General features: G+C 65.8%; 17 protein-coding genes. 7 read left to right on the top strand and 10 right to left on the bottom strand.

Going from position 1 to position 20058, the window contains the following annotated elements; translation table 11 throughout:
- Positions 1–246: 246 nt before the first annotated feature.
- Both ABCN56_RS06080 and ABCN56_RS06085 read right to left on the bottom strand, forming a co-directional pair.
- Entirely contained in the window at positions 247–798 is a 552-nt protein-coding gene (locus tag ABCN56_RS06080) for a Hint domain-containing protein (protein ID WP_343079863.1), read from the bottom strand.
- Positions 799–1378: 580 nt separating this feature from the next.
- Entirely contained in the window at positions 1379–2605 is a 1227-nt protein-coding gene (locus ABCN56_RS06085) for a urate hydroxylase PuuD (protein WP_343079864.1), read from the bottom strand.
- A 109-nt stretch (positions 2606–2714) separates the two neighbouring features.
- On the opposite strand from ABCN56_RS06085, the gene ABCN56_RS06090 reads away from it, so the two are divergent.
- The gene (locus ABCN56_RS06090) at positions 2715–3647 is read left to right on the top strand and encodes a LysR family transcriptional regulator (protein ID WP_343079865.1); all 933 of its coding nucleotides are present in this window, start codon (positions 2715–2717) and stop codon (positions 3645–3647) included.
- Here the strand turns inward: ABCN56_RS06090 and uraH are convergent.
- Complete coding sequence (gene uraH, locus ABCN56_RS06095) at positions 3632–3988, bottom strand: hydroxyisourate hydrolase (protein WP_343079866.1); 357 nt, start codon at positions 3986–3988, stop codon at positions 3632–3634. The genes ABCN56_RS06090 and uraH overlap by 16 nt on opposite strands.
- A 143-nt stretch (positions 3989–4131) precedes the next feature.
- On the opposite strand from uraH, the gene puuE reads away from it, so the two are divergent.
- The 4 genes from puuE to ABCN56_RS06115 all read left to right on the top strand — a co-directional run bounded on the left by puuE (position 4132) and on the right by ABCN56_RS06115 (position 8377).
- On the top strand, positions 4132–5550 hold the full coding sequence (puuE, locus tag ABCN56_RS06100) for an allantoinase PuuE (protein ID WP_343079867.1): 1419 nt from the start codon (positions 4132–4134) through the stop codon (positions 5548–5550).
- Complete coding sequence (locus ABCN56_RS06105) at positions 5543–6379, top strand: bifunctional allantoicase/(S)-ureidoglycine aminohydrolase (RefSeq protein WP_343079868.1); 837 nt, start codon at positions 5543–5545, stop codon at positions 6377–6379. The genes puuE and ABCN56_RS06105 overlap by 8 nt, the downstream gene beginning before the upstream one ends.
- Before the next feature lie 90 nt (positions 6380–6469).
- A complete protein-coding gene (locus tag ABCN56_RS06110) occupies positions 6470–6964 on the top strand; it encodes an ureidoglycolate lyase (protein ID WP_343079869.1) in 495 nt (164 codons plus the stop codon).
- A gap of 54 nt (positions 6965–7018) precedes the next feature.
- Positions 7019–8377, top strand: a complete 1359-nt coding sequence (locus ABCN56_RS06115) for a uracil-xanthine permease family protein (RefSeq protein WP_343079870.1) — start codon at positions 7019–7021, stop codon at positions 8375–8377.
- A gap of 67 nt (positions 8378–8444) precedes the next feature.
- Here the strand turns inward: ABCN56_RS06115 and ABCN56_RS06120 are convergent, their stop codons facing one another.
- Positions 8445–8660, bottom strand: coding sequence for a hypothetical protein (locus tag ABCN56_RS06120; RefSeq protein ID WP_343079871.1), 216 nt, complete (start codon positions 8658–8660; stop codon positions 8445–8447).
- Positions 8661–8948: 288 nt separating this feature from the next.
- On the opposite strand from ABCN56_RS06120, the gene ABCN56_RS06125 reads away from it, so the two are divergent.
- Positions 8949–10301 (top strand): aminotransferase class III-fold pyridoxal phosphate-dependent enzyme, encoded by a 1353-nt coding sequence (locus ABCN56_RS06125; protein WP_343079872.1) that lies wholly within the window; start codon positions 8949–8951, stop codon positions 10299–10301.
- 63 nt (positions 10302–10364) lie between these two features.
- A complete protein-coding gene (locus ABCN56_RS06130) occupies positions 10365–10856 on the top strand; it encodes a GbsR/MarR family transcriptional regulator (RefSeq protein ID WP_343079873.1) in 492 nt (163 codons plus the stop codon).
- A 12-nt stretch (positions 10857–10868) separates the two neighbouring features.
- On the opposite strand, the gene ABCN56_RS06135 is transcribed toward ABCN56_RS06130, so the two are convergent.
- The 6 genes from ABCN56_RS06135 to ABCN56_RS06160 all read right to left on the bottom strand — a co-directional run bounded on the left by ABCN56_RS06135 (position 10869) and on the right by ABCN56_RS06160 (position 19983).
- Positions 10869–14465 (bottom strand): hydantoinase B/oxoprolinase family protein, encoded by a 3597-nt coding sequence (locus tag ABCN56_RS06135; protein WP_343079874.1) that lies wholly within the window; start codon positions 14463–14465, stop codon positions 10869–10871.
- A gap of 87 nt (positions 14466–14552) precedes the next feature.
- Positions 14553–15794 carry a saccharopine dehydrogenase family protein gene (locus ABCN56_RS06140; RefSeq protein ID WP_343079875.1) on the bottom strand — a complete coding sequence of 414 codons (1242 nt, stop codon included), beginning with the start codon at positions 15792–15794 and terminating at the stop codon, positions 14553–14555.
- Between the two features lie 33 nt (positions 15795–15827).
- Positions 15828–16925, bottom strand: coding sequence for a carboxynorspermidine decarboxylase (locus ABCN56_RS06145; RefSeq protein WP_343079876.1), 1098 nt, complete (start codon positions 16923–16925; stop codon positions 15828–15830).
- A 100-nt stretch (positions 16926–17025) separates the two neighbouring features.
- A complete protein-coding gene (locus ABCN56_RS06150) occupies positions 17026–18246 on the bottom strand; it encodes a 3-hydroxybenzoate 6-monooxygenase (protein WP_343079877.1) in 1221 nt (406 codons plus the stop codon).
- Between the two features lie 4 nt (positions 18247–18250).
- Complete coding sequence (locus ABCN56_RS06155) at positions 18251–18949, bottom strand: fumarylacetoacetate hydrolase family protein (protein WP_343079878.1); 699 nt, start codon at positions 18947–18949, stop codon at positions 18251–18253.
- Positions 18946–19983 carry a cupin domain-containing protein gene (locus tag ABCN56_RS06160; protein ID WP_343079879.1) on the bottom strand — a complete coding sequence of 346 codons (1038 nt, stop codon included), beginning with the start codon at positions 19981–19983 and terminating at the stop codon, positions 18946–18948. Before ABCN56_RS06160 ends, ABCN56_RS06155 begins: the two co-directional genes overlap by 4 nt.
- Positions 19984–20058: the final 75 nt, after the last annotated feature.

Consider the following 20058-nt stretch of genomic DNA (forward strand, 5'->3'; position numbering starts at 1 on the left):
CGCAGTGACGGCCGCGGGACTTTTCAGACGACCTGGCCGACTGGACTTGTACGGAAAGACAGCTTGTTCGACTCGGCAGCAACGGGGATCAAGATAACACGTGTAGCGAGTGTTGATTGTAAGTGGTTTGCTAAATAGTTGTTAACGAGTGCGACCTTTGTGTCGACGCAGTCAACACTCGCTGCATATCTCTCAGCCGGAAAAATCGCGTCGCTTCTGGTCGAAGCTGAAAGCGGGGCCCGCGACTCAGTGGAACGCGCGGACGAAATCCGGATCCACATGCATCCAGACGCCATCAACATGCACCTCGACCGGCGTTCCGCAATGGAACAGGGTATAGGTGAACATGGGTTCCGGTCTGCGGATTGCCTTGCCCCCGCCGACCAGTTCCGAGGCCAGCTTGTTGGTGCGCGGCCCATAGCCGCCACCCAGGCAGATCATCTGCCCCGGCGAAACGAGCACATCCTGCTTCGGCATGCCAAGTCCGATCGCGCCAGCACGTATCAGAACGGGCTGAGCCTCGGGATGGCGGTGCATGAAATCCTCGTTGAGCACGAGCCGATCGAGCCACACGATCTGGGCAAACATGCCGTTGCGCGTGCGGACGCGGTCGCGCACACGCAGGGTCTGGGCCGGGAAATTGCCGAAATCCGTCTCGATGGGCGCCATCGGACCGAATCCCGGCAGTTTCCAGCGCGCCGGCTGCGCTACGCGCTGACCTGCGGCCGGCAAGACATCGTTGCCAAGGGGCTGCGCCTCTGGCGTCAGTGCGGTGGGGGCGGGTTCGTTCCTGTCCATCTCGGTCGACCTTGATCCTGGTTGAACTCAGGGCGACGATTCAGGCTTCTGACGTAGCCGTATGATACAGCAGGTCCGCCTTTCGGTCTAGGAAACCGCGACAGGACACAACGCACACCGGACAGACAGGAGACCTGCCCGCCCGGTGCGTTACACAACATCAGCACTCGTACCTGGCGCAACATGCCTACTCGTTACCCTCGAGCGGGGACGGTTTCCCGTTCCGCTCAAGAAACAGATAAGCCTTGGAAGTGGACGTCAATCGGGCGCGAAATTGATGGAATGTGCCGTTTCTTTGCCGCCGGAATTTGGCCAACTCGGCCAATTTCAGTTGAGAATTCAAAGAAAAGAACAATGGCACCCGAAGACCTGTCTAAAAGGACAAGTGCCGCGTTCTGGCAGCTGTCCTTTGTTTCCAATTTGCGAATGTTTCGCCGCCACGGACCGGTCACATTTTGTTATTCTTAATTTGAAAACAAACTGTTTTTCGGGGCCGACCCCGGTGAGAAACGCCCAATACCGCGCAATGCGGCCTGATTGCTCACCCCGGACATGACACAAGTAGGATCGCGGCGCTGTTTCAACCGTTTGCCGCGCGGAACCAGGCGACGATCGCTTCCCGCTCGGCCGGCTCCATGTAAGAGAGATTCGCGGGCGGCATCGCGTGGCTCAGCCCGGCCTGAACCGTGATGCGCCGAGCCTCCTTCGCGATCTGTTCGGCTGTTTCCAGTACGACACCTTTCGGCGGCCAGTAGAGGCCGTCCCAAACCGGCTCGGCGGCGTGGCACATCGAACAGCGGCCCTGAACGATCCACGTCACCTCCTCGAAACCGTCGGCGGACGCGTAGCGAAGCGCGGCCCCCTTGAGTTCGGCGGCCTCCGTCTCGGCGGCCCTGGGCGCGCCGATCGCGGAGAGCCAGACGATGACGAGGAACAGGATCACGGTCGCTGCCCAGGTCCAGTGCGGGTTGCCCTTCCGCGCGTGGACCGAGTTGAAGTAGTGCCGGATCGTCACGCCCATGAGGAACACGATGCTGGCGATGATCCAGTTGTACTCGGTCGCGAAGGCGAGCGGGTAGTGGTTCGACAGCATCAGGAAGATCACCGGCAGCGTCAGGTAGTTGTTGTGCGTCGAACGCTGCTTGGCGATCTTGCCGAATTTCGGATCTGGCGTCCGCTGGGCGATGAGGTCGGCCGTGACGATCTTCTGGTTCGGGATGATCGTCATGAAGACGTTGCCCGACATGATCGTGGCGGTCAGCGCGCCAAGGTGCAGGAAGGCGGCGCGGCCGGAAAAGACCTGCGTGTAGGCCCAGGCGAGCCCCACGAGGATGATGTAGAGCGCGACCATCAGGCGGCGGTTGTCGTCGCCGAAGCGGCTCTTGCAGATCATGTCGTAGGCGAACCAGCCGAAGATGAGCGAACCGAGCGAGATCAGGATCGCCTGCCAGGTCGGAATGTCGAGTACCTCGGGGTCCACGAGGTAGAACTCGGCACCGACGTAATAGACCAGAATCAGCATCGCGAAGCCGGTCAGCCAGGTCGAATAGCTTTCCCATTTGAACCAGGTCAGTTCGTCCGGCATCCGCGCGGGCGCGACCATGTACTTCTGGATGAAATAGAACCCCCCGCCGTGCACCTGCCAGGCCTCGCCGTGGACGCCGGCGCGGCGGTCCGTCGAAGGAAAGAGACCGAGGTCGAGCGCGATGAAGTAGAAGGAGGACCCGATCCAGGCGATCGCCGTGATCACATGCGTCCAGCGGACCGCGAATTCCAGCCATTCGCCGAGGACCACGAAATCGTACATCAGAGCCTCCTGAGCGTTTGGCAGCAACTATACCGCCGCCGACTATTTTGATAATCCATCAAATGCCTGAGGACATTCAGGCCAAGCCAAATAATCGCGGGGCGCCCCCATGTCCTACGTCAATAACCTGAAGATGTTCGTCCGTGTCTTCGAACTGGGCAGCATGAGCGCGGCTGCGCGGGATCAGCGCACTTCGCCCGCAGTGGCCTCGGCCCGCATCGCGGAACTTGAGAAGCATCTCGGCGTCCGGCTGTTCAACCGCACCACGCGCTCGCTTCAGCCGACGGAGAGCGGTCGTATCTTCTACGAGGGCGCGCAGAACGTGCTGGAGGCGATCGACGCGGCCGAAGCGGCCGTGGTGGACGCAACGCAGAACCCCAAGGGCACGATCTTCGTGGCGGCGCCCCTGGGCGTCGGCCGACGGTTCATCGCCCCGCATGTGCCCGCGTTCAAGGATGAATACCCGCAGATAGACATCCGGTTGCGCCTGTCCGACCGGAAGGTGGACGTGATCGGCGAAGGGCTGGACCTCGCGTTTCACCTCGGGCCACTGGAGGATTCCACGCTGAAGGTCCGGGTGATCGCCGATTGCCCGCGACTTCTCTGCGCGGCGCCCTCCTACGTCGAACGGCGGGGGAACCCCGAAAACGGCGAGGCGCTGGTCAAGGACCGGCACGACTGCCTGATCCTCCGCTTCCCCGGGGCGCGCGAGTTCCAGTGGACGCTCCGGACGCCGGACGGCCCGCGCCGCTATGACGTGTCCGGCCCTTACGAGTCGGACGACGGCGACGTGCTGACGGGGTGGGCTCTCGACGGCCGGGGGATCGTGATGAAGCCCTGGTTCGAGGTGGCCGAGCACCTGCGCCAGGGGCGCCTGGTGCCGGTCGCGGAGGCGACCCCGCCCCTGCCCACGCAGTTCGTCTGCCTGACGCAGCACCGCCGCTTCACCGACCCGAAGATCCGGCTTTTCACCGATTTCATCGTGGCGCGCTGCAAGGCACAGCTGGCGCGCGAAACCGAAGGCATTCAGCTGCCCCGGTAAGTCGAATAGCCGTAGGGGGATAGCAGCAGGGGAACGTGGTAATGAGCCCCGGCGTCCGAGATGCCGAACCGGATCGGGACTTCGTCGATGAACAGAGGCTCCGCGCCGGACTGACCGGTCGCGCGAAGATAGTCGCCGGCGGCGAACACGAGTTCATAAGTTCCAGCGGCGAAATCCTCCTTGGGGAGGATCGGGCTGTCGGTTCGGCCGTCGGAATTAGTCGCCATCTCCGCCAGCTTCACGCGCCCTGCCCGGTCAAGCCGGTAGAGCCTGATCTTGAGCCCTGCCGCGGGTAGACCGCGCGCGGTATCGAGAACATGGGTGGTGAGATAGCCGCTCATTCCGTCCTCCTCTTGCCCCTGCAGTATGCATGGGAACGCGCGGCCAGGCGACCGGGCCCATGCGCGAAAGGTCCTTCAGGGATTTCTTGATAAACGCGTGGAATTTCCGTGTTCATAATGAAGATGCAACTGGGAGGCCGGGCATGAACAGGTATCCGCGCGACATGCGGGGTTATGGCGCCTCCGCGCCGGATGCGGCCTGGCCGGGCGGCGCCAAGATCGCCGTTCAGATCGTCCTGAACTACGAGGAAGGCGGCGAGAACTGCATCCTCCACGGCGATGCGGCCTCGGAAGCCTTCCTGTCGGAGATCGTCGGTGCAGCGCAATGGCCGGGCCAGCGTCACTGGAACATGGAGTCGATCTACGAATACGGCGCGCGCGCCGGGTTCTGGCGACTCCATCGCCTGTTCACCGGCATGGAGATTCCGGTCACGGTCTACGGTGTGGCGACCGCGCTTGCTCGCTCACCCGAGCAGGTCGCCGCGATGAAAGCCGCGGGCTGGGAAATCGCAACGCACGGGCTGAAGTGGGTCGAGCACAAGGACATGCCCGAGGAGGAGGAGCGCGCCCAGATCGCCGAGGCGATCCGGCTTCACGCCGAGGTCGTGGGCGAAAGGCCGCGCGGCTGGTACACGGGGCGCTGTTCGGCGAACACCGTGCGGCTCGTGGCGGAAGAAGGCGGGTTCGACTGGATCTCGGACACCTACGACGACGACCTGCCCTACTGGATCGAGGCGGGGGAGCGCGACCAGCTGATCATCCCCTACACGCTCGACGCCAACGACATGCGGTTCGCGACCCCGCAGGGTTTCAACACCGGCGAGCACTTCTTCCAGTATCTCAGGGACGCCTTCGACTGCCTCTATGCCGAAGGCGCGGCAGGGGCCGCGAAGATGATGAGCGTGGGGCTCCACTGCCGCCTGATCGGGCGCCCGGGCCGGGTGATGGGGCTCAAGCGCTTCCTCGACTACGCGAAGGGGCACCAGGGCGTCTGGTTCCCGCGCCGTATCGACATCGCGCGGCACTGGGCCGCGACGCATCCGCCGAAACGGCGCGATCGGCCGAGCCGGATGGGGCGGGAGGATTTCGTCGCGAAATTCGGCGGCGTCTTCGAACATTCGCCCTGGATCGCGGAGCGTGCCTGGGAACTGGAACTCGGCCCTGCCCATGACAGCGCGGCGGGCGTTCACAACGCGCTCGCGCGGATGTTCCGTTCCGCAACGGAGGCCGAACGCCTCGGCGTGCTGAAGGCGCACCCCGATCTCGCGGGGAAGCTCGCGCAGGCGAAGAGGTTGACCGAGGCTTCGACCTCCGAACAGGCGAGCGCCGGGCTCGACGCGCTGACCGACGAGGAACGCGCCACGTTCGAACGGCTTAACACCGAATACGTCGAGAAGCACGGCTTCCCCTTCATCATTGCGGTCCGCGACAACACGAAGGCGACGATCCTCGAGGCGTTCGGGCGGCGCCTCTCCAACGACCGCGAAGCCGAATTCGCCGAAGCCTGCCGGCAGGTCGAACGCATCGCCTGCCTGCGCCTGAAGGACATGCTGGATGAGTGACTACTTCGCCCCCCATGGCGGCCTGCCGCCGCAAACACAGCTGATGACCGGCCGCGCCGTCTTCACCGAAGCCTATGCCTTCATCCCGCGCGGCGTCTTCTCGGACATCGTGACGAGCTATCTGCCCGGCTGGGAGGGGACCCGCCTCTGGCTGATCGCCCGGCCCATGACGGGGTTTTCCGAGACGTTCAGCCAATACGTGATGGAAGTCGCGCCCGGCGGCGGATCGGACGCGCCCGAGCCCGAAGCCGGCGCCGAGGGCGTGATCTTCGTTACCGACGGCGAGGCGCGGCTGACCATCGAAAACACGGATCACACGCTGACACCCGGCGGCTACGCCTATCTTCCGCCCTCCTGCGAATGGCGGCTGAGGAACGCGGGCGACGCCCCTGCCCGCTTCCACTGGGTCCGCAAGCTTTACGAGCCCGCGCCGGGCATCCCCGCACCTAGGGCCTTCGTGACCTCCGACAAGGATGTGGCCCCCATCGCCATGCCCGACACCGGGGGCCGCTGGGCCACCACGCGCTTCGTGGATCCCGCGGACCTCTCGCATGACATGCATGTCAACATCGTCACCTTCAAGCCGGGCGGCCTCATCCCCTTCGAAGAGACGCATGTGATGGAACACGGGCTCTACGTGCTGGAGGGGAAGGCGGTCTACAAGCTCAACCGCGACTGGGTCGAGGTCGAGGCCGGGGATTTCATGTGGCTCCGGGCCTATTGCCCGCAGGCCTGCTACGCGGCCGGACCGGGTCCGTTCCGCTACCTTCTCTACAAGGACGTGAACCGCCATGCCCGCCTTCGCGGCCCCGGCGCGTTCGGACGCTGAGATGGCGCGCCCTGCTGCCCTCCTGCTGGCCGAAGACCTCCTCCAGCGACCTCGGGGAAGAAAAGCCCCGGCCCCGACCATGGAACCCGCATGCAAGACCTGATCCGAACCGAACCGCTCACGCCAGAGGTCTTCGCCCCCTTCGGCGACGTGCTGGAGGCTGGCGGCGAACCGGATCGGATCATCAATCGCGGCCTGTGCGGGCGCTGGCATGACCGGGGACGGCTCGACTTCGGCCCCGGCGGGCGCGCGGGCATCTCCATCTTCAAGGCCGAGCCGCGGGAAATGCCCTACACGCTCGACATGGTCGAACGGCATCCCGACGGCAGTCAGGCCTTCCTTCCGATGTCGCTCGACCCGTTCCTGGTGATCGTCGCGCCAGACGAGGGCGGACGCCCCGCCCCCCCCCGCGCCTTCATGACGAGCCCGGGACAGGGCATCAATCTTCTGAGGAATACCTGGCACGGGGTACTCACTCCGCTGGCGGCGCCGGGCCTGTTCGCCGTGGTCGACCGCATCGGGGACACCCCGAACCTCGAGGAGCACTGGTTCGACAGTCCCTACCTCATAGCCTTCAACCGATAACAGAGGCCGGTTCACGGCCCGTTTTCCGGACAACAGAAGAGGAACAGTGAAAAAATGGCTGACGTTTCCATAGGGACGCCGGAGCAACTCCGCGATCCCGACTACATGCCGGATATCGGCAAGGCGGTGCCCCTCGGCATCCAGCACGTGCTCGCGATGTTCGTTTCGAACGTCACGCCGGCGATCATCGTCGCGGGTGCGGCGGGGATCGGCTTCGGATCGGACCAGGGTGCGCTCGGCTTCCCGGACATGACCTACATGATCCAGATGTCGATGCTCTTCGCCGGCATCGCGACGTTGTTCCAGACCATCGGCTTCGGCCCGGTGGGGGCGCGGCTGCCGATCGTGCAGGGCACGTCCTTCGCCTTCGTTCCGGTAATGATCCCGGCGGTCGCCGGGCTCGGAACGGCAGGGCTCGCGGGACTGATGACGGGTGTCCTGATCGGCGGCATGTTCCATTTCTGCCTCGGCTTCATCGTGGGCCGGATCCGGCACGCCCTGCCGCCCCTCGTCACCGGCCTCATCGTCCTGATGATCGGTCTCGCGCTTGTGCGCGTCGGCATCCAGTACGCTGCCGGCGGCGTCCCGCTGATGGGCAAGCCGGAATTCGGCTCACTCGCCATGTGGACGCCGGCGCTCGTCGTGGTGATCGTCACGCTGGCTGTGAAGTTCTTCACGCGCGGCTTCACTGCCATCGCGGCCGTGCTGATCGGCATCATCGCGGGCTACGCGGTTGCTTTCGCCATGGGGCAGGTGAACTTCGGCAACGTCGGGCGCGCGGCCTATTTCTCGGTACCTATGCCCTTCAAGTGGGGCTTCGAGTTCAACTTCGCCATCGTGATCGGGATGTGCTTCATGGCCATCGTATCGGCGATCGAAACGGTGGGCGACACTTCGGGGATCACCAAGGGCGGCGCGGGGCGCGAGGCGACGGACCGCGAAGTTTCCGGCGCCACCTTCGCCGACGGGCTCGGCACCGCGGTCGCCGGCATCTTCGGCGGCCTTCCGAACACCTCGTTCAGCCAGAACGTCGGCCTCGTCGCGATCACCGGCGTGATGAGTCGGCACGTCGTCACGATCGGCGCGCTGTTCCTCATCGTCTGCGGCTTCATCCCGAAGATCGGCGCGATCATCAACACGGTTCCGATCAACGTGCTGGGCGGCGGCGTCATCGTGATGTTCGGCATGGTCTGCGCCTCGGGCATCAACATGCTGTCGGACGTGACCTGGAGCCGCCGCAACATGGCAATCTTCGCGATATCTCTGTCGCTCGGCTTCGGGCTTCAGCTTGAACCCTCGGCGCTTCAGCATCTGGGCAAGACCGCGCAGATCCTGCTCAGCTCGGGCCTCCTGCCCGCTGCGACGATCGCGATCGTGCTGAACCTCATACTGCCCGAAGAAATCGAAGACTGAGGCGAAGCCACGACGCGGCCCTAAGGCCCCGGCGTTCGCGCCGGGGTCTTTCATCCCTGGAACAGGCTCAGTTAAGCGTCATCGGCGAGGTCCGCCAGATGCCGAACCCCGCCCACCAATGGTCGAGGTTGCGGCGGGCGCGCTCGGCACGGGTGCTGTCTTCAGGGAAGAAAGCCTCGATCGCTCCGTCGATCGCGGCACGGCCACCGATGCTTTCGATCCGCCGCCCGGCAAGGAAGAGCGTGCGGTAGTCCGCATCGCGGGCGAGTTCGGCATCCGACATGGCGTGCGCACGCGCTTCAAGCCGCAGGTAGGCTGCGCGTGCGTGATCAAATGATTCAAAAAGAGAGGAGTAGCTCTCCGGCGGTGGCGTCATCGGCACGGCCTCAATGGATGAGTGAGCGGGTTATAAGGCGGCTGGAGGATCGAATCAACTCTTTGGTCAAAATACGCATCGCGCGCTCGGGACATCCGTCCCGTCAACATGCGACAAGACATTGCCGCAACTGGTAGTTCCGTTGCCGTCTTCGGCATGGCATATGGGACGGAAACCGCCATGGGAGACCCAGAGATGAAGGATTCCAACTTCCTCAAGGAAAACAATGCCCGCCATTTGTGGCATCCGATGGGCGCACCTGGGGAAATGCAAAGGACAGCGCCGACCATCATCACGCGCGCCGAGGGTGTGCGGATCTTCGATATCGACGGGCATTCTACCGTCGACGCCGTCGGCGGCCTGTGGTGCGTGAACGTCGGCTACTCCAACGACAAGGTGAAGGCGGCAATCGCGGATCAGCTTTCCGCCCTGCCCTACTACTCGGCCTTCGCGGGGTCTTCGAACGACAAGGCGATCGAGCTTTCCTACCTGCTGCAGGAATTCTTCGCACCCGACGGAATGACGCGCGCATTCTTCACCTCGGGCGGGTCGGACAGCGTGGAGACCTGCCTTCGGCTCGCGCGCCAGTATCACCGGATCAAGGGCGAACCCACGCGGACGAAGTTCCTGAGCCTCAAGAAGGGCTATCACGGCACACATTTCGGCGGCGCCTCGGTCAACGGCAACAATCGCTTCCGGATCGGGTACGAGCCGCTCCTGCCGGGCTGCTTCCACCTGCCGGCACCCTACACCTACCGCAACCCGTTCGACGAGACCGACCCCGAACGGCTGGCGGACCGGATCGCGGCCGCGATGGTGGACGAGATCGAGTTCCAGGGCGCGAACACGATCGCGGCCTTCATCATGGAGCCGATCCTCGGCGCGGGCGGGGTGATCGTCCCGGGCGCGACCTTCATGCCGAAGCTGCGCGAGATCTGTTCCCGCTACGGCATCCTGATGATCGCCGACGAGGTCATCACCGGGTTCGGCCGGACCGGGGACTGGACCGGCTCTCGCCATTGGGGTGTCAAGCCCGACCTCATGTCGACCGCCAAGGGGATCACCTCGGGCTACCTGCCCTTCGGCGCGGTGATGATCGCCGACCACGTGGCCGAAGTGTTCGAGAAGGACGAGACGGGGGCCGCCGCGATCTGGCACGGCTACACCTACTCCGCCCACCCGGTCTGCGCGGCCGCAGCGATCGCCAACGTCGAGGAACTGCAGCGGCTGAAGCTGAACGAGAACGCTGCCCCGCGCGGGCGCGAGCTCCATGAAGGCGTGCTGAAGCTTCAGGAGAAGTACGACATCATCGGCGACGTGCGCGGCGGCCACGGCCTGATGACCGGGATCGAGATCGTGTCGGACCGCGCGGCCAAGACGCCGATGGACGCGGCGACGATGAAACGCATCCACAAGGCGGCCTACGAGGCCGGCGCGATGGTGCGTCTGGGGGCGCACAACATCCTGATGTCGCCACCCCTCACGATCTCCGCCGAGGATATCGGCGTCATCCTCTCCGCGCTCGACAAGGGCTTCGCCGCCGCCTGAGCGGGTGACAGGGGACAAGGCCACCGCTACGCTTCCTCCGGATGCATCCGGAGGAGGCGGAGGATGGCCGCGCAGGAACTTGACGGGATCGCCGCCGACCTGGCGGCAAGACTTGGCTTGAGCCGGCCGGCCGGGCGCTGTTTCGCGGCGATCTGGCGGGCCGCGCAGGCGCCTTCGGCGGAAGCGCTCGTGGCGGAATTGGGGCTGTCGCGGTCGAACGTCTCGACGGCACTGAAGGAACTTCGCGGCTGGGGCCTCGTGAGCGTCGAGCGCGTGCCGGGCGACCGGCGCGAGTATTTCACCGCGCCGCCAGACCCCTGGGACATCCTGCGCATTGTCATGGCAGAGCGCGCGCGGCGGGATCTGGCCCCCTTCGCAGACCGTCTGCGCAATGTCGATGGCGAAGCCGCTGCGGACCTGGCGAAGATGCTCGGCGCCGTTGCAGGCTGGATGGAGGGGCTGTCGCGGCTTCAGGCGTCGGACCTCGCCCAGGCGATCGCGGGAGAGCCTGCCGAGGGCGGCAAGAAGAAAAAGAAGAAGAAAAAGGCGCGCTGAGGGGTGGCCGGATCAGCCCGGCTCGCCCCAGCCGCCGCCGCCCGGCGTCAGCATCTCGAACACCGCGCCCGCTGACAGGTCGCGTTCGTCATTGCCCCTGAGCCTTTCGCGCCGGCCGTCGGGCCAGAGCACCCAATCCTCGCCCGTGGCACCCGGCGCGCCGCCATCGCCACCGAAGGGATGCACGACACGGTGCGACGCGAGCGTCGTGACCGTGACCGGAACCAGGAAGCGCAGCCGCCGGAAGGCTCCGTCGCCGCCCTTCCAGTGCCCCGCACCGCCGGACCCGCGCCGGATGCCGAAGGCTTCGAGGTGAACCGGGAAGCGGCGTTCCAGAACTTCGGGGTCCGTCATCCGCGTGTTCGTCATGTGGCTTTGCACGGCGTCGCAACCTGAGAAGCCGGGTCCCGCTCCGGTGCCGCCGGCGATGGTTTCGTAATTCTGGAACTCCGCGTTGCCCCAGACGAAGTTGTTCATCGTCCCCTGGCTGCCGGCGATCACGCCCAGCGCGCCGTAGAGCGCATTGCAGGCGGCCTGGCTGACCTCGGTGTTCCCGGCGATCACGGCGGCGGGGTAGCGCGGGTTCAGCATCGTGCCTTCGGGGACGATGATCTCCAGCGGTTTCAGGCAACCTTCGTTCAGGGGAATGTCCTTGCCGACGAGCGTGCGGAAGACATAGAGCACCACCGCCCGCGCGATGGAGAGGGGGGCGTTGTAGTTGCCGTCGTGCTGCGGGCTCGTCCCCGTGAAGTCGATGGTCGCACGCCCCCCGTCCCGGTCCACGCGAACGGAGACGCGGATTTCCGTGCCGATATCCATCGAATAGGCGAAATCACCGTCGTGGAGCGTTCCGATCACTTCGCGGACCGACGCCTCGGCGTTGTCCTGAACGTGGCCCATGTAGGCCGCGATCACGTCGGCGCCCCAGGCCTCCACAGCCTTAAGCAACTCGCGCCGCCCCGTTTCGTTGGCCGCCACCTGCGCCTTAAGGTCGGCGAGGTTCTGCGACACGTTCCGACAGGGATAGCGGCCGGAGGTCAGAAGCTTGCGCGTTGCATCCTCGCGGAAGGCACCCTTCTCGACCAGCGGGAACACGGGGATCAGCACCCCCTCCTCCTCGATCCTGCGGCTGTCTGGCGGCGCGGAGCCGGGCGTACGGCCGCCGATGTCGGCATGGTGGCCGCGTGACCCGAGCCAGAACAGAGGTTCGGAGCCGACGAAGACCGGTGTGACCACTGTGACGTCGGGCAGATGCGTGCCGCCGTCGTAGGGGCTGTTCAGCATGTAGGCGTCGCCGGGGGCAATGCTGCCCTTCGTCTCCCGGATCACCGTGCGGATCGAGTCGGACATCGAGCCGAGATGCACCGGAACATGCGGGGCATTGGCGACCAGATCGCCCTTCGCATCGAAGATCGCGCAGGAGAAATCGAGGCGCTCCTTGATGTTCACCGACCACGCCGTGTTGGCGAGTGTCGCGCCCATCTGGTCGGCGATCGACATGAAGAGGTTCGACATGACCTCCAGCGTCACGGGGTCGGCCTCCGTCCCCTCCGCCTTCGGGCGAGAGAGGACCGCGACGCGGTCGAGGACGAGGTTTCCACGCGCGTCCACCCGCGCACGCCAGCCGGGTTCGACAACGGTCGTCCCGGTGGATTCCGTGATGATGGCGGGGCCCTCGATCGTCGCCCCCTCCCCGAGGTGTTCGCGCGCGAAGAACGGGACGTCCTGCCAGCGGTCGGCGGCGTAGACGGGGGCATGGGCGATCGGGCCTGGCGCCACGGCCCGCGGCGCGCGTTCCTCCGGCAGGTCACCCGCGCGGCCAAGCGCCTCGACCGCCAGCATGTCGACGCGCAGAGCGCGGTCGGGAGCGGTGAAGCCGAAGCGCGCGAGGTGCGCGGCCTCGAAATCGCGCTGCATGGAGTCGGGAAGCCCGAAGGGCACGTCGAGCGTCTGGTGCGAGCCTTCGTAGTGAATATGCGCACGGGCCTCCGCCCGGATGTCAGCGGGCGCGACACCCTGCGCCTCCACCTCGGCGCGGGCCTCGCACTCGAGCCGGGCCACCTCGTTCGCAAGGATCGGATCGCGGGGTGCGTGGTCGGCCTGCGCCTCCTTCAGCGCGCTGATGTCGGCGAGCCCCATGCCGTAGGCCGACAGGACCCCGGCGAAGGGGTGCAGGAAGATCCGAGTCATGCCGAGCGCATCGGCCACGCGGCAGGCGTGCTGGCCGCCCGCGCCACCGAAGCACTGGAGCGTGTAGCGCGTCACGTCGTGGCCGCGCTGAACGGAAATCTTCTTGATCGCATTCGCCATGTTGGCCACCGCGATGCGCAGGAAGCCTTCGGCGACCTCCTCCGGGGCTGAAGGGGATTGCCCCGTCGCCTCCGCGATTTCGGCGGCCATTTCGGCGAACTTCGCGCGCACGGTATCGGCGTCCAGCGGCTCGTCCCCGTCGGGCCCGAAGACCGGCGGGAAATGCGCGGGATTCAGGCGGCCCAGCATGACGTTGCAGTCGGTGACCGTGAGCGGCCCGCCGCGGCGATAGGCGGCAGGCCCCGGATTGGCGCCGGCGCTTTCGGGGCCGACCTGGTACCGTCCGTCGCGGAAGGACAGGATCGAACCGCCGCCCGCCGCGACGGTGTGGATGTCCATCATCGGCGCGCGCATGCGGACGCCTGCGACCTCTGTCTCGAAGCTCCGCTCGAAGAGACCCGCATAGTGGCTGACGTCCGTAGAGGTGCCGCCCATGTCGAAGCCGATCAGGCGGTCGAAGCCCGCGGCCTCGGCGGTCCGCACCATGCCGACGATCCCTCCCGCAGGGCCCGAGAGGATCGCGTCCTTGCCCTGAAAGCGTGTCGCGTCGGTCAAACCGCCGTTCGATTGCATGAACAGGAGCCGTCGACAACCGCGCCCGAGGTCGAGCGCATCCGCAACCTGGCGGACGTAGCGCGCGAGGATCGGCGAGAGGTAAGCATCGACAACGGTCGTGTCGCCGCGCCCGACGAGCTTGATGAGAGGGCTCGCCTCATGGCTGAGCGAGATCTGCGTGAAGCCGGCTTCGCGGGCGAGTTCGCCCACGCGAAGCTCATGCGCGGGGTCAAGCCAGGCGTGCATCAGCGCCACCGCAACGGCGCGGATGCCCTTGGCGCTAGCGTCCGCGAGAGCCGCGCGGACGGCCTCCTCGTCGAGGGGAACGATGACCTTCCCTTCAGCGTCGAGGCGTCCGGGGACCTCGGCCACCTCTTCGTAGAGAAGCTCGGGGCGACGGATGTCGAGGTCGAAAAGGCGCGGGCGCGTCTGGTAGCCGAGCCGAAGGAGGTCGCCGAACCCCTCGGTGATGAGGAGGAGAACGCGCTCCCCCTTCCTCTCGAGAAGCGCATTGGTGGCGACGGTCGTGCCCATCTTCACCGCGTCGATGGCACCCTCGGGGATCGGTTCTCCGGGCGCGAGACCGAGCAGTTCGCGGATGCCCTGGACCGCGGCGTCGGGATAGCGCTCCGGGTTCTCGGACAAGAGCTTGTGGGTCAGAAGCGCGCCATCGGGACGGCGCGCGACGACGTCGGTGAACGTGCCACCCCGGTCGATCCAGAATTCCCATGCCCGCTCCGCCATGAAACCTCCTCGCGCGCTCCGGACACGATCACGGCGGAATGGGCGGGGAATGTCAACGCGGGGGCGTGGCCGCCCCCGCGCCTGGCGTCAGCTGAAGGTCAGCGGGCGGTCGCCGTCCGCGTCCTTGACGCGGGTCGGAAGACCGATCCGGTCGAGAATCTGAAGGAAGGGCTTCGGTGGCAGTTCCTCGACGTTCGCCATGCGGCCCACGTCCCACTCGCCCTTGGCGATGAGGATCGCGGCGGCGACCGGCGGAACGCCCGCGGTGTAGGAGATGCCTTGGCTGCCCACTTCCATGTAGGCTTCCTTGTGGTCGGCGACGTTGTAGATGAAGACCTCGGTCTCCTTGCCGTCCTTCTTGCCCTTCACGAAATCGCCGATGCAGGTCTTGCCGGTGTAGTCCGGCGCGAGCGAGGCCGGGTCGGGCAGCACCGCCTTAACGACCTTGAGCGGGATGACCTGCTGCCCTTCGGCGGTCTTCACCGGCTGCTCGGAGAGAAGCCCGAGGTTCTTCAGAACGGTGAAGACGTTGATGTAGTGGTCGCCGAAGCCCATCCAGAACCGTACATCGGCCTTCGGGTAGCGGGCGGAGAGCGAGTGGACCTCGTCATGGCCGGTCAGATAGGCCTTTTGGCTACCGACCACGGGAAGGTCCCATGACTTGCCCACCTCGAACATCTTGTTCGCCTGCCACTGGGCGTTCTGCCAGGACCAGACGGTCCCGGTGAATTCGCGGAAGTTGATCTCCGGATCGAAGTTCGTCGCGAAATAGCGGCCGTGCGAGCCCGCGTTGATGTCGACGATGTCGATCGAGGTCACCTCATCGAGGTAATCGTCCTCGGCAAGGCGGGCATAGGCGTTCACGACGCCGGGGTCGAAGCCCACGCCGAGAATGGCGGTGACGCCCGCCTTCTCGCAGGCCTCGCGACGCTTCCATTCGTAGTTGCCGTACCACGGCGGCGTTTCGCAGACCTTGTCCGGATCCTCATGGATCGCCGTGTCCATGTAGGCCGCGCCGGTTTCGATGCAGGCCTGAAGCACGGTCATGTTCACGAAGGCGGAGCCCACGTTGATGACGATCTGGGAACCGGTCAGCCGGATCAGGTCTGCGACCGCCGCGCTGTCCATCGCGTCCACGGCATGGGCACCGAACGTGCCCGGCACCTTCATCGCGCCCTTTTCGTGGACGCTGGCCACGATCGCCTCGCATTTCGAGCGCGTGCGGGAGGCGATGTGCAAATCGCCCAGCACGTCGTTGTTCTGCGCGCATTTGTGCGCGACGACCTGCGCGACGCCGCCGGCGCCGATGATCAGCACGTTGCGTTTCAAGGCCGGTTTCCTCCTTCCCGGTCGGTTGGTGCCTCAGGAGAGGCTGGATGCGTAGTCCTCATATCCGAATTCGCGCACGAGGCGGAGCGTTCCGTCTTCCTCGCGGATCACGATCGACGGCATCTTCACGCCGTTGAACCAGTTCTTCTTGACCATCGTGTAACCGGCCGCGTCGCGGACCGAAATCCGGTCGCCGACCTTGAGCGGCTCGGGGAAGGCGAATTCACCGAAGATGTCCCCGGCGAGGCAGGACTTGCCGCAGACCATGTAGCTGTGCGGGCCTTCGTTCGGCGCGATCTTCGCGGGCTGACGATAGATCAGCAGATCGAGCATGTGCGCCTCGATCGAGGAATCGACGATGGCAAGCTCCTTGCCATGCGACAGGAGGTCTAGAACCGTCACCTCGAGCGTTGCGCTTTCGGTGATGGCCGCCTCGCCGGGTTCGAGATAGACCTGCACCCCGAAGCGTTCGGAGAAGGCCTTGAGCCGTGCCGCAAGAGCGTCGAGGGGATAGCCTTCGCCGGTGAAGTGGATGCCACCACCGAGGCTGACCCAGTCGAGCTTCTCGAGGAAGGGGCCGAAGCGGGATTCGATTTCCGTCAGTTGCCGGTCGAAAAGCGGGAAGTCCGCGTTCTCGCAGTTGTAATGGATCATCACGCCCGAGATCCGGGGCAGCGCGGCCTCGAGCCGGTCCATGTCCCACTCCCCGAGGCGCGAGAACGGCCGCGCCGGGTCCGCCAGGTCGAAGCCCGAGGTGGACACGCCGGGGTTCAGGCGGAGGCCGCAGGCGATGCCCTTGGCGCGGTCCGCGAAACGTTCGAGCTGGCCGAGCGAGTTGAAGATGATCTTGTCGGCGTGGGAAATCGCCTCGTCGATCTCGTGATCCGCCCAGGCAACGGAATAGGCATGCGTCTCGCCGCCGAACTTCTCGCGTCCGAGACGGAGTTCGTAAAGCGACGACGATGTCGTGCCGTCCATGAAGGGGCGCATCCGGTCGAAGACCGACCAGGTCGCGAAGCACTTGAGCGCGAGCAGAGCCTTGGCTCCGGACAGTTCGCGAAGGCGGGCGACCTTGTCCATGTTGGCACGCAGGCGAACCGTGTCGATCTGGTAGAAAGGCGTCTCGATCATCGGGCGCGGGCTCCTCGGCTGGAACGCGCCGTATAGGGCCTGGCCCCATGAGGATCAAGAAGAACCGTGGCGCAAACTGACCGATTTCCAGCGGAAGTCGTCACTCCGGCCCGAGGGTCCGAGCCTCTCGCGAAACCGCGCCTTCGAGGCCGGTCGAGCCATAGAGCCAGTCGACCGCATCATACCAGTCCTCGGGCGATTTCGCCTGCATGATCGCGTTCCTGAGCGCCGCATGGGCCCCGGCGGGATGATAGATGTGCTGGCCTATCTCGCGCGACTGAAGCTGGACTCGCGCGGTGCGAAGCCTCCGCCGCGCGGCATAGCGCCGAAGCGCCGGTTCCAGATCGTCGCCCGCCCCGGCAAGTTCTGCCGAAAGGCAGACCGCGTCCTCCATCGCCATGCAGGCGCCTTGGGCGAAATACTGGAGCATCGGGTGCGCGGCATCGCCCAGGAGCGCCACGCGGCCATCCGTCCAGTCCATGACCGGGTCGCGGTCGCAGAGCACCCAGAGCTTCCAGTCCTGGCCGCGCTCGATCACCTGGCGCGCGACCGGGCTCACATGCTCGAACCCCTGCCGGACCTCGTCATGGGTCACGGGCATGCCGGCGACGGGTTCGGGGGCGTCGTTGTGATAGGTCACGACGAGGTTGAAGAGCTTCCAGCCCGACAGCGGGTAATGGACGATGTGGCACTTCGGCCCCGCCCAGAGCGTCGCGGCGTTCCAGCGCAGATCCTCGGGCATGTCCTCGACCGGAATGACCGAGCGGTAGGTGGTGTGACCGGAGACGCGCGGGGCACCGTCGCCCACCACGCGCTTGCGGATGTTCGACCAGAGACCATCGGCGCCGATCAGCCCCCTGCCCCGCAGCCGTTCGCCCGAGGCGAGGGTCGCGGTCACCGTCTCGCCGTCCTGGTCGTAATCCAGAACCTCGGACGCCGTGCGGAGGGAGACCAGCGGGTGCGCCTCGCAGGCTTTGAGGAACACGCCGTGCAGGTCGCCGCGATGGACGACGGCGTATGGGTTGCCGAAGCGCGTCCGGAATCCCTCGTCGAGAGGGATTCGGGTGATCTCCTCCCCGGACAGCGCGTCCATCAGGCGAAGGCTGTCGATGTAGACCGCCATGGCTCGGGCCGCGTCACCGACGCCAAGCGTGTCGAAGGCATGAAACGCGTTAGGGCCAAGCTGGATGCCCGCGCCGATCTCCCCGAGGCGCGACGCTTTTTCCAGGACGAGCGATGCCACGCCCTTCTGCGCGAGGCCGATGGCGGTGGCGAGCCCGCCAATCCCGCCGCCTGCGATCAGGATGGGAAGATCCGACATGGCGCTACTCGGCAGGGCCAATGGCGAGGCGGACCGGCGCGAGACCGTCGATGCCGCCTTCGATCGTGTCGCCGGCGCTCACGGCGCCGACGCCCGCCGGGGTGCCGGTGTAGATGAGATCCCCGGGCCCGAGGTGGTAGAGCGTGGAAAGGTGGCTGACGAGTTCCGCGACCGACCAGATCAGGTCCGAGAGATGCGCGTCCTGCTTCGTTTCGCCGTTGAGCGACAGGTGGATGCGCTGCGGGCCGGGGACTCCGAATGCCGCGGCCTTCGTGATCGTCGCGATGACGGCCGAATGTTCGACGTCCTTCCCGGTATCCCAGGGGCGCTGCTTCGCGCGCTCCGCAAGCTGAAGGTCGCGCCGGGTCATGTCGAGGCCGCAGGCATAGCCGTAGACGGCTTCCATCGCCTCTTCGACGGGAACGCGGAAGACGGGGGAGCCGAGGGCGACGACAAGCTCCATCTCGTAGTGGAAATTCTTCGTGCCCGGGGGATAGGGGATCGTGGTGCCGGTCGCCTGAAGCGCGAAGGCCGATTTAGTGAAGTAAAAGGGCGCCTCGCGGTCGACCTCAACCCCCATTTCCTTGGCATGGTCCGCGTAGTTGCGCCCGACACAGAAGATGCGCCGCACTGGGTAGCGTGCGGTTTCGCCCTGAACCGGGACGGAAGGAAGTTCGGGCGCGGGGAAGAGAAGGCCGGTCATCGAGCACGTTCCTCGTAGAAGCGGAGTTTTTCCTGAAGCGGTCGGTCGTGGACGCGCATGAGGAAAGCCTCCTCGCCCGCGTGATGGTCGATCTCCGCGAAACAGGGGGCGGAGAAGGTGTCCTTCGGCCCCCAGGCGATGGTTTCCCCGTTGATCCGGCTGGTCCCGTGGCCCTTCACGACATGGAACACGGACGCGGAGGAGACGAGCGGCGGGCGAAGCGTCTCGCCCTCGCGCAGCATCATCGCCGTGAATCCCATGATGGGAAGCACGTCCTCGCCGGTCTCGGGGTTGACGAAATCCGCCTCAACCGGATCTTCACCACCCCATTTCGCCATTTCCCGGAGGGCGGCCTCGGTCCGGACCCAGGGGTATCGCATCATCGGGTAGCGGCGGACCTGGGCCCCACGGCCGCGCGCAGGCGCAAGGCCGGAGGCGAGGTATTCGACCTGGCTCGCGTCTGGGCGGTTGCGCTGCGCCTGCAGGGGCGCTTCCTCTGCGTATGATCCTTCGAGGTAGACGAAGAGCGGCAGGTCAAGCGCGTCGAGCCAGACGACGGGCTCCGTCCCCTCGTGGCCGTGGTCGTGCCATTCGCCGCCCGGGGTCAGGACGAGGTCGCCCACTTCCATCGGAAGCTTCTCGCCGTCGACGACGGTGAAGCCGCCCTTGCCCTCGACGATGATCCGCGCCGCCGAAGGGGTGTGGCGGTGGGCCGGCGCGGTCTCGCCCGGAAGAAGAAGCTGCAAGCCGATGTAGATCGAAGGGGTGGCGAGCATGGCCCCTGCCCCGCGCCCTGGGTCCGACAGAACCAGCACCCTGCGCTCGGCCTTCTCGACGGGCGTAAGCTCCCCGGCGCGCACCAGAAGCGGGCGCACCGCCTCGTAGGACCAGAAGCCGGGCTTCGTCACGGGTTTCGGCGCCCCATGCGGCAACACGTTGCGCATCATGGGCCAAAGCGGCGCGACACCCGCCGCCGTCATCGCCTCGCGGTAGTCGAGAGGCAGTTCTTCAAGCGTTCCCAAGGTTTCGGCCATGCGCGCATCCTCCCCAAGCCGCGAGCGTGATAACAGTAAGTATGCTAACCATTTGCTCGCTTGTCAATGCCCGCG

Source organism: Ostreiculturibacter nitratireducens, assembly GCF_032670585.1.
Classification (GTDB): Bacteria; Pseudomonadota; Alphaproteobacteria; order Rhodobacterales; family Rhodobacteraceae; genus Ostreiculturibacter; species Ostreiculturibacter nitratireducens.

Coding starts and splice junctions, on each gene's coding strand:
- ABCN56_RS06110 (WP_343079869.1), top strand. CDS start 6,470: ATGCAAGACCTGATCCGAACCGAACCGCTCACGCCAGAGGTCTTCGCC.
- ABCN56_RS06130 (WP_343079873.1), top strand. CDS start 10,365: ATGGCCGCGCAGGAACTTGACGGGATCGCCGCCGACCTGGCGGCAAGA.
- ABCN56_RS06090 (WP_343079865.1), top strand. CDS start 2,715: ATGTCCTACGTCAATAACCTGAAGATGTTCGTCCGTGTCTTCGAACTG.
- ABCN56_RS06160 (WP_343079879.1), bottom strand. CDS start 19,983: ATGGCCGAAACCTTGGGAACGCTTGAAGAACTGCCTCTCGACTACCGC.
- ABCN56_RS06085 (WP_343079864.1), bottom strand. CDS start 2,605: ATGTACGATTTCGTGGTCCTCGGCGAATGGCTGGAATTCGCGGTCCGC.
- ABCN56_RS06105 (WP_343079868.1), top strand. CDS start 5,543: ATGAGTGACTACTTCGCCCCCCATGGCGGCCTGCCGCCGCAAACACAG.
- ABCN56_RS06155 (WP_343079878.1), bottom strand. CDS start 18,949: ATGACCGGCCTTCTCTTCCCCGCGCCCGAACTTCCTTCCGTCCCGGTT.
- puuE (WP_343079867.1), top strand. CDS start 4,132: ATGAACAGGTATCCGCGCGACATGCGGGGTTATGGCGCCTCCGCGCCG.
- ABCN56_RS06135 (WP_343079874.1), bottom strand. CDS start 14,465: ATGGCGGAGCGGGCATGGGAATTCTGGATCGACCGGGGTGGCACGTTC.
- ABCN56_RS06150 (WP_343079877.1), bottom strand. CDS start 18,246: ATGTCGGATCTTCCCATCCTGATCGCAGGCGGCGGGATTGGCGGGCTC.
- ABCN56_RS06120 (WP_343079871.1), bottom strand. CDS start 8,660: ATGTCGGATGCCGAACTCGCCCGCGATGCGGACTACCGCACGCTCTTC.
- ABCN56_RS06080 (WP_343079863.1), bottom strand. CDS start 798: ATGGACAGGAACGAACCCGCCCCCACCGCACTGACGCCAGAGGCGCAG.
- ABCN56_RS06115 (WP_343079870.1), top strand. CDS start 7,019: ATGGCTGACGTTTCCATAGGGACGCCGGAGCAACTCCGCGATCCCGAC.
- ABCN56_RS06145 (WP_343079876.1), bottom strand. CDS start 16,925: ATGATCGAGACGCCTTTCTACCAGATCGACACGGTTCGCCTGCGTGCC.
- ABCN56_RS06125 (WP_343079872.1), top strand. CDS start 8,949: ATGAAGGATTCCAACTTCCTCAAGGAAAACAATGCCCGCCATTTGTGG.
- uraH (WP_343079866.1), bottom strand. CDS start 3,988: ATGAGCGGCTATCTCACCACCCATGTTCTCGATACCGCGCGCGGTCTA.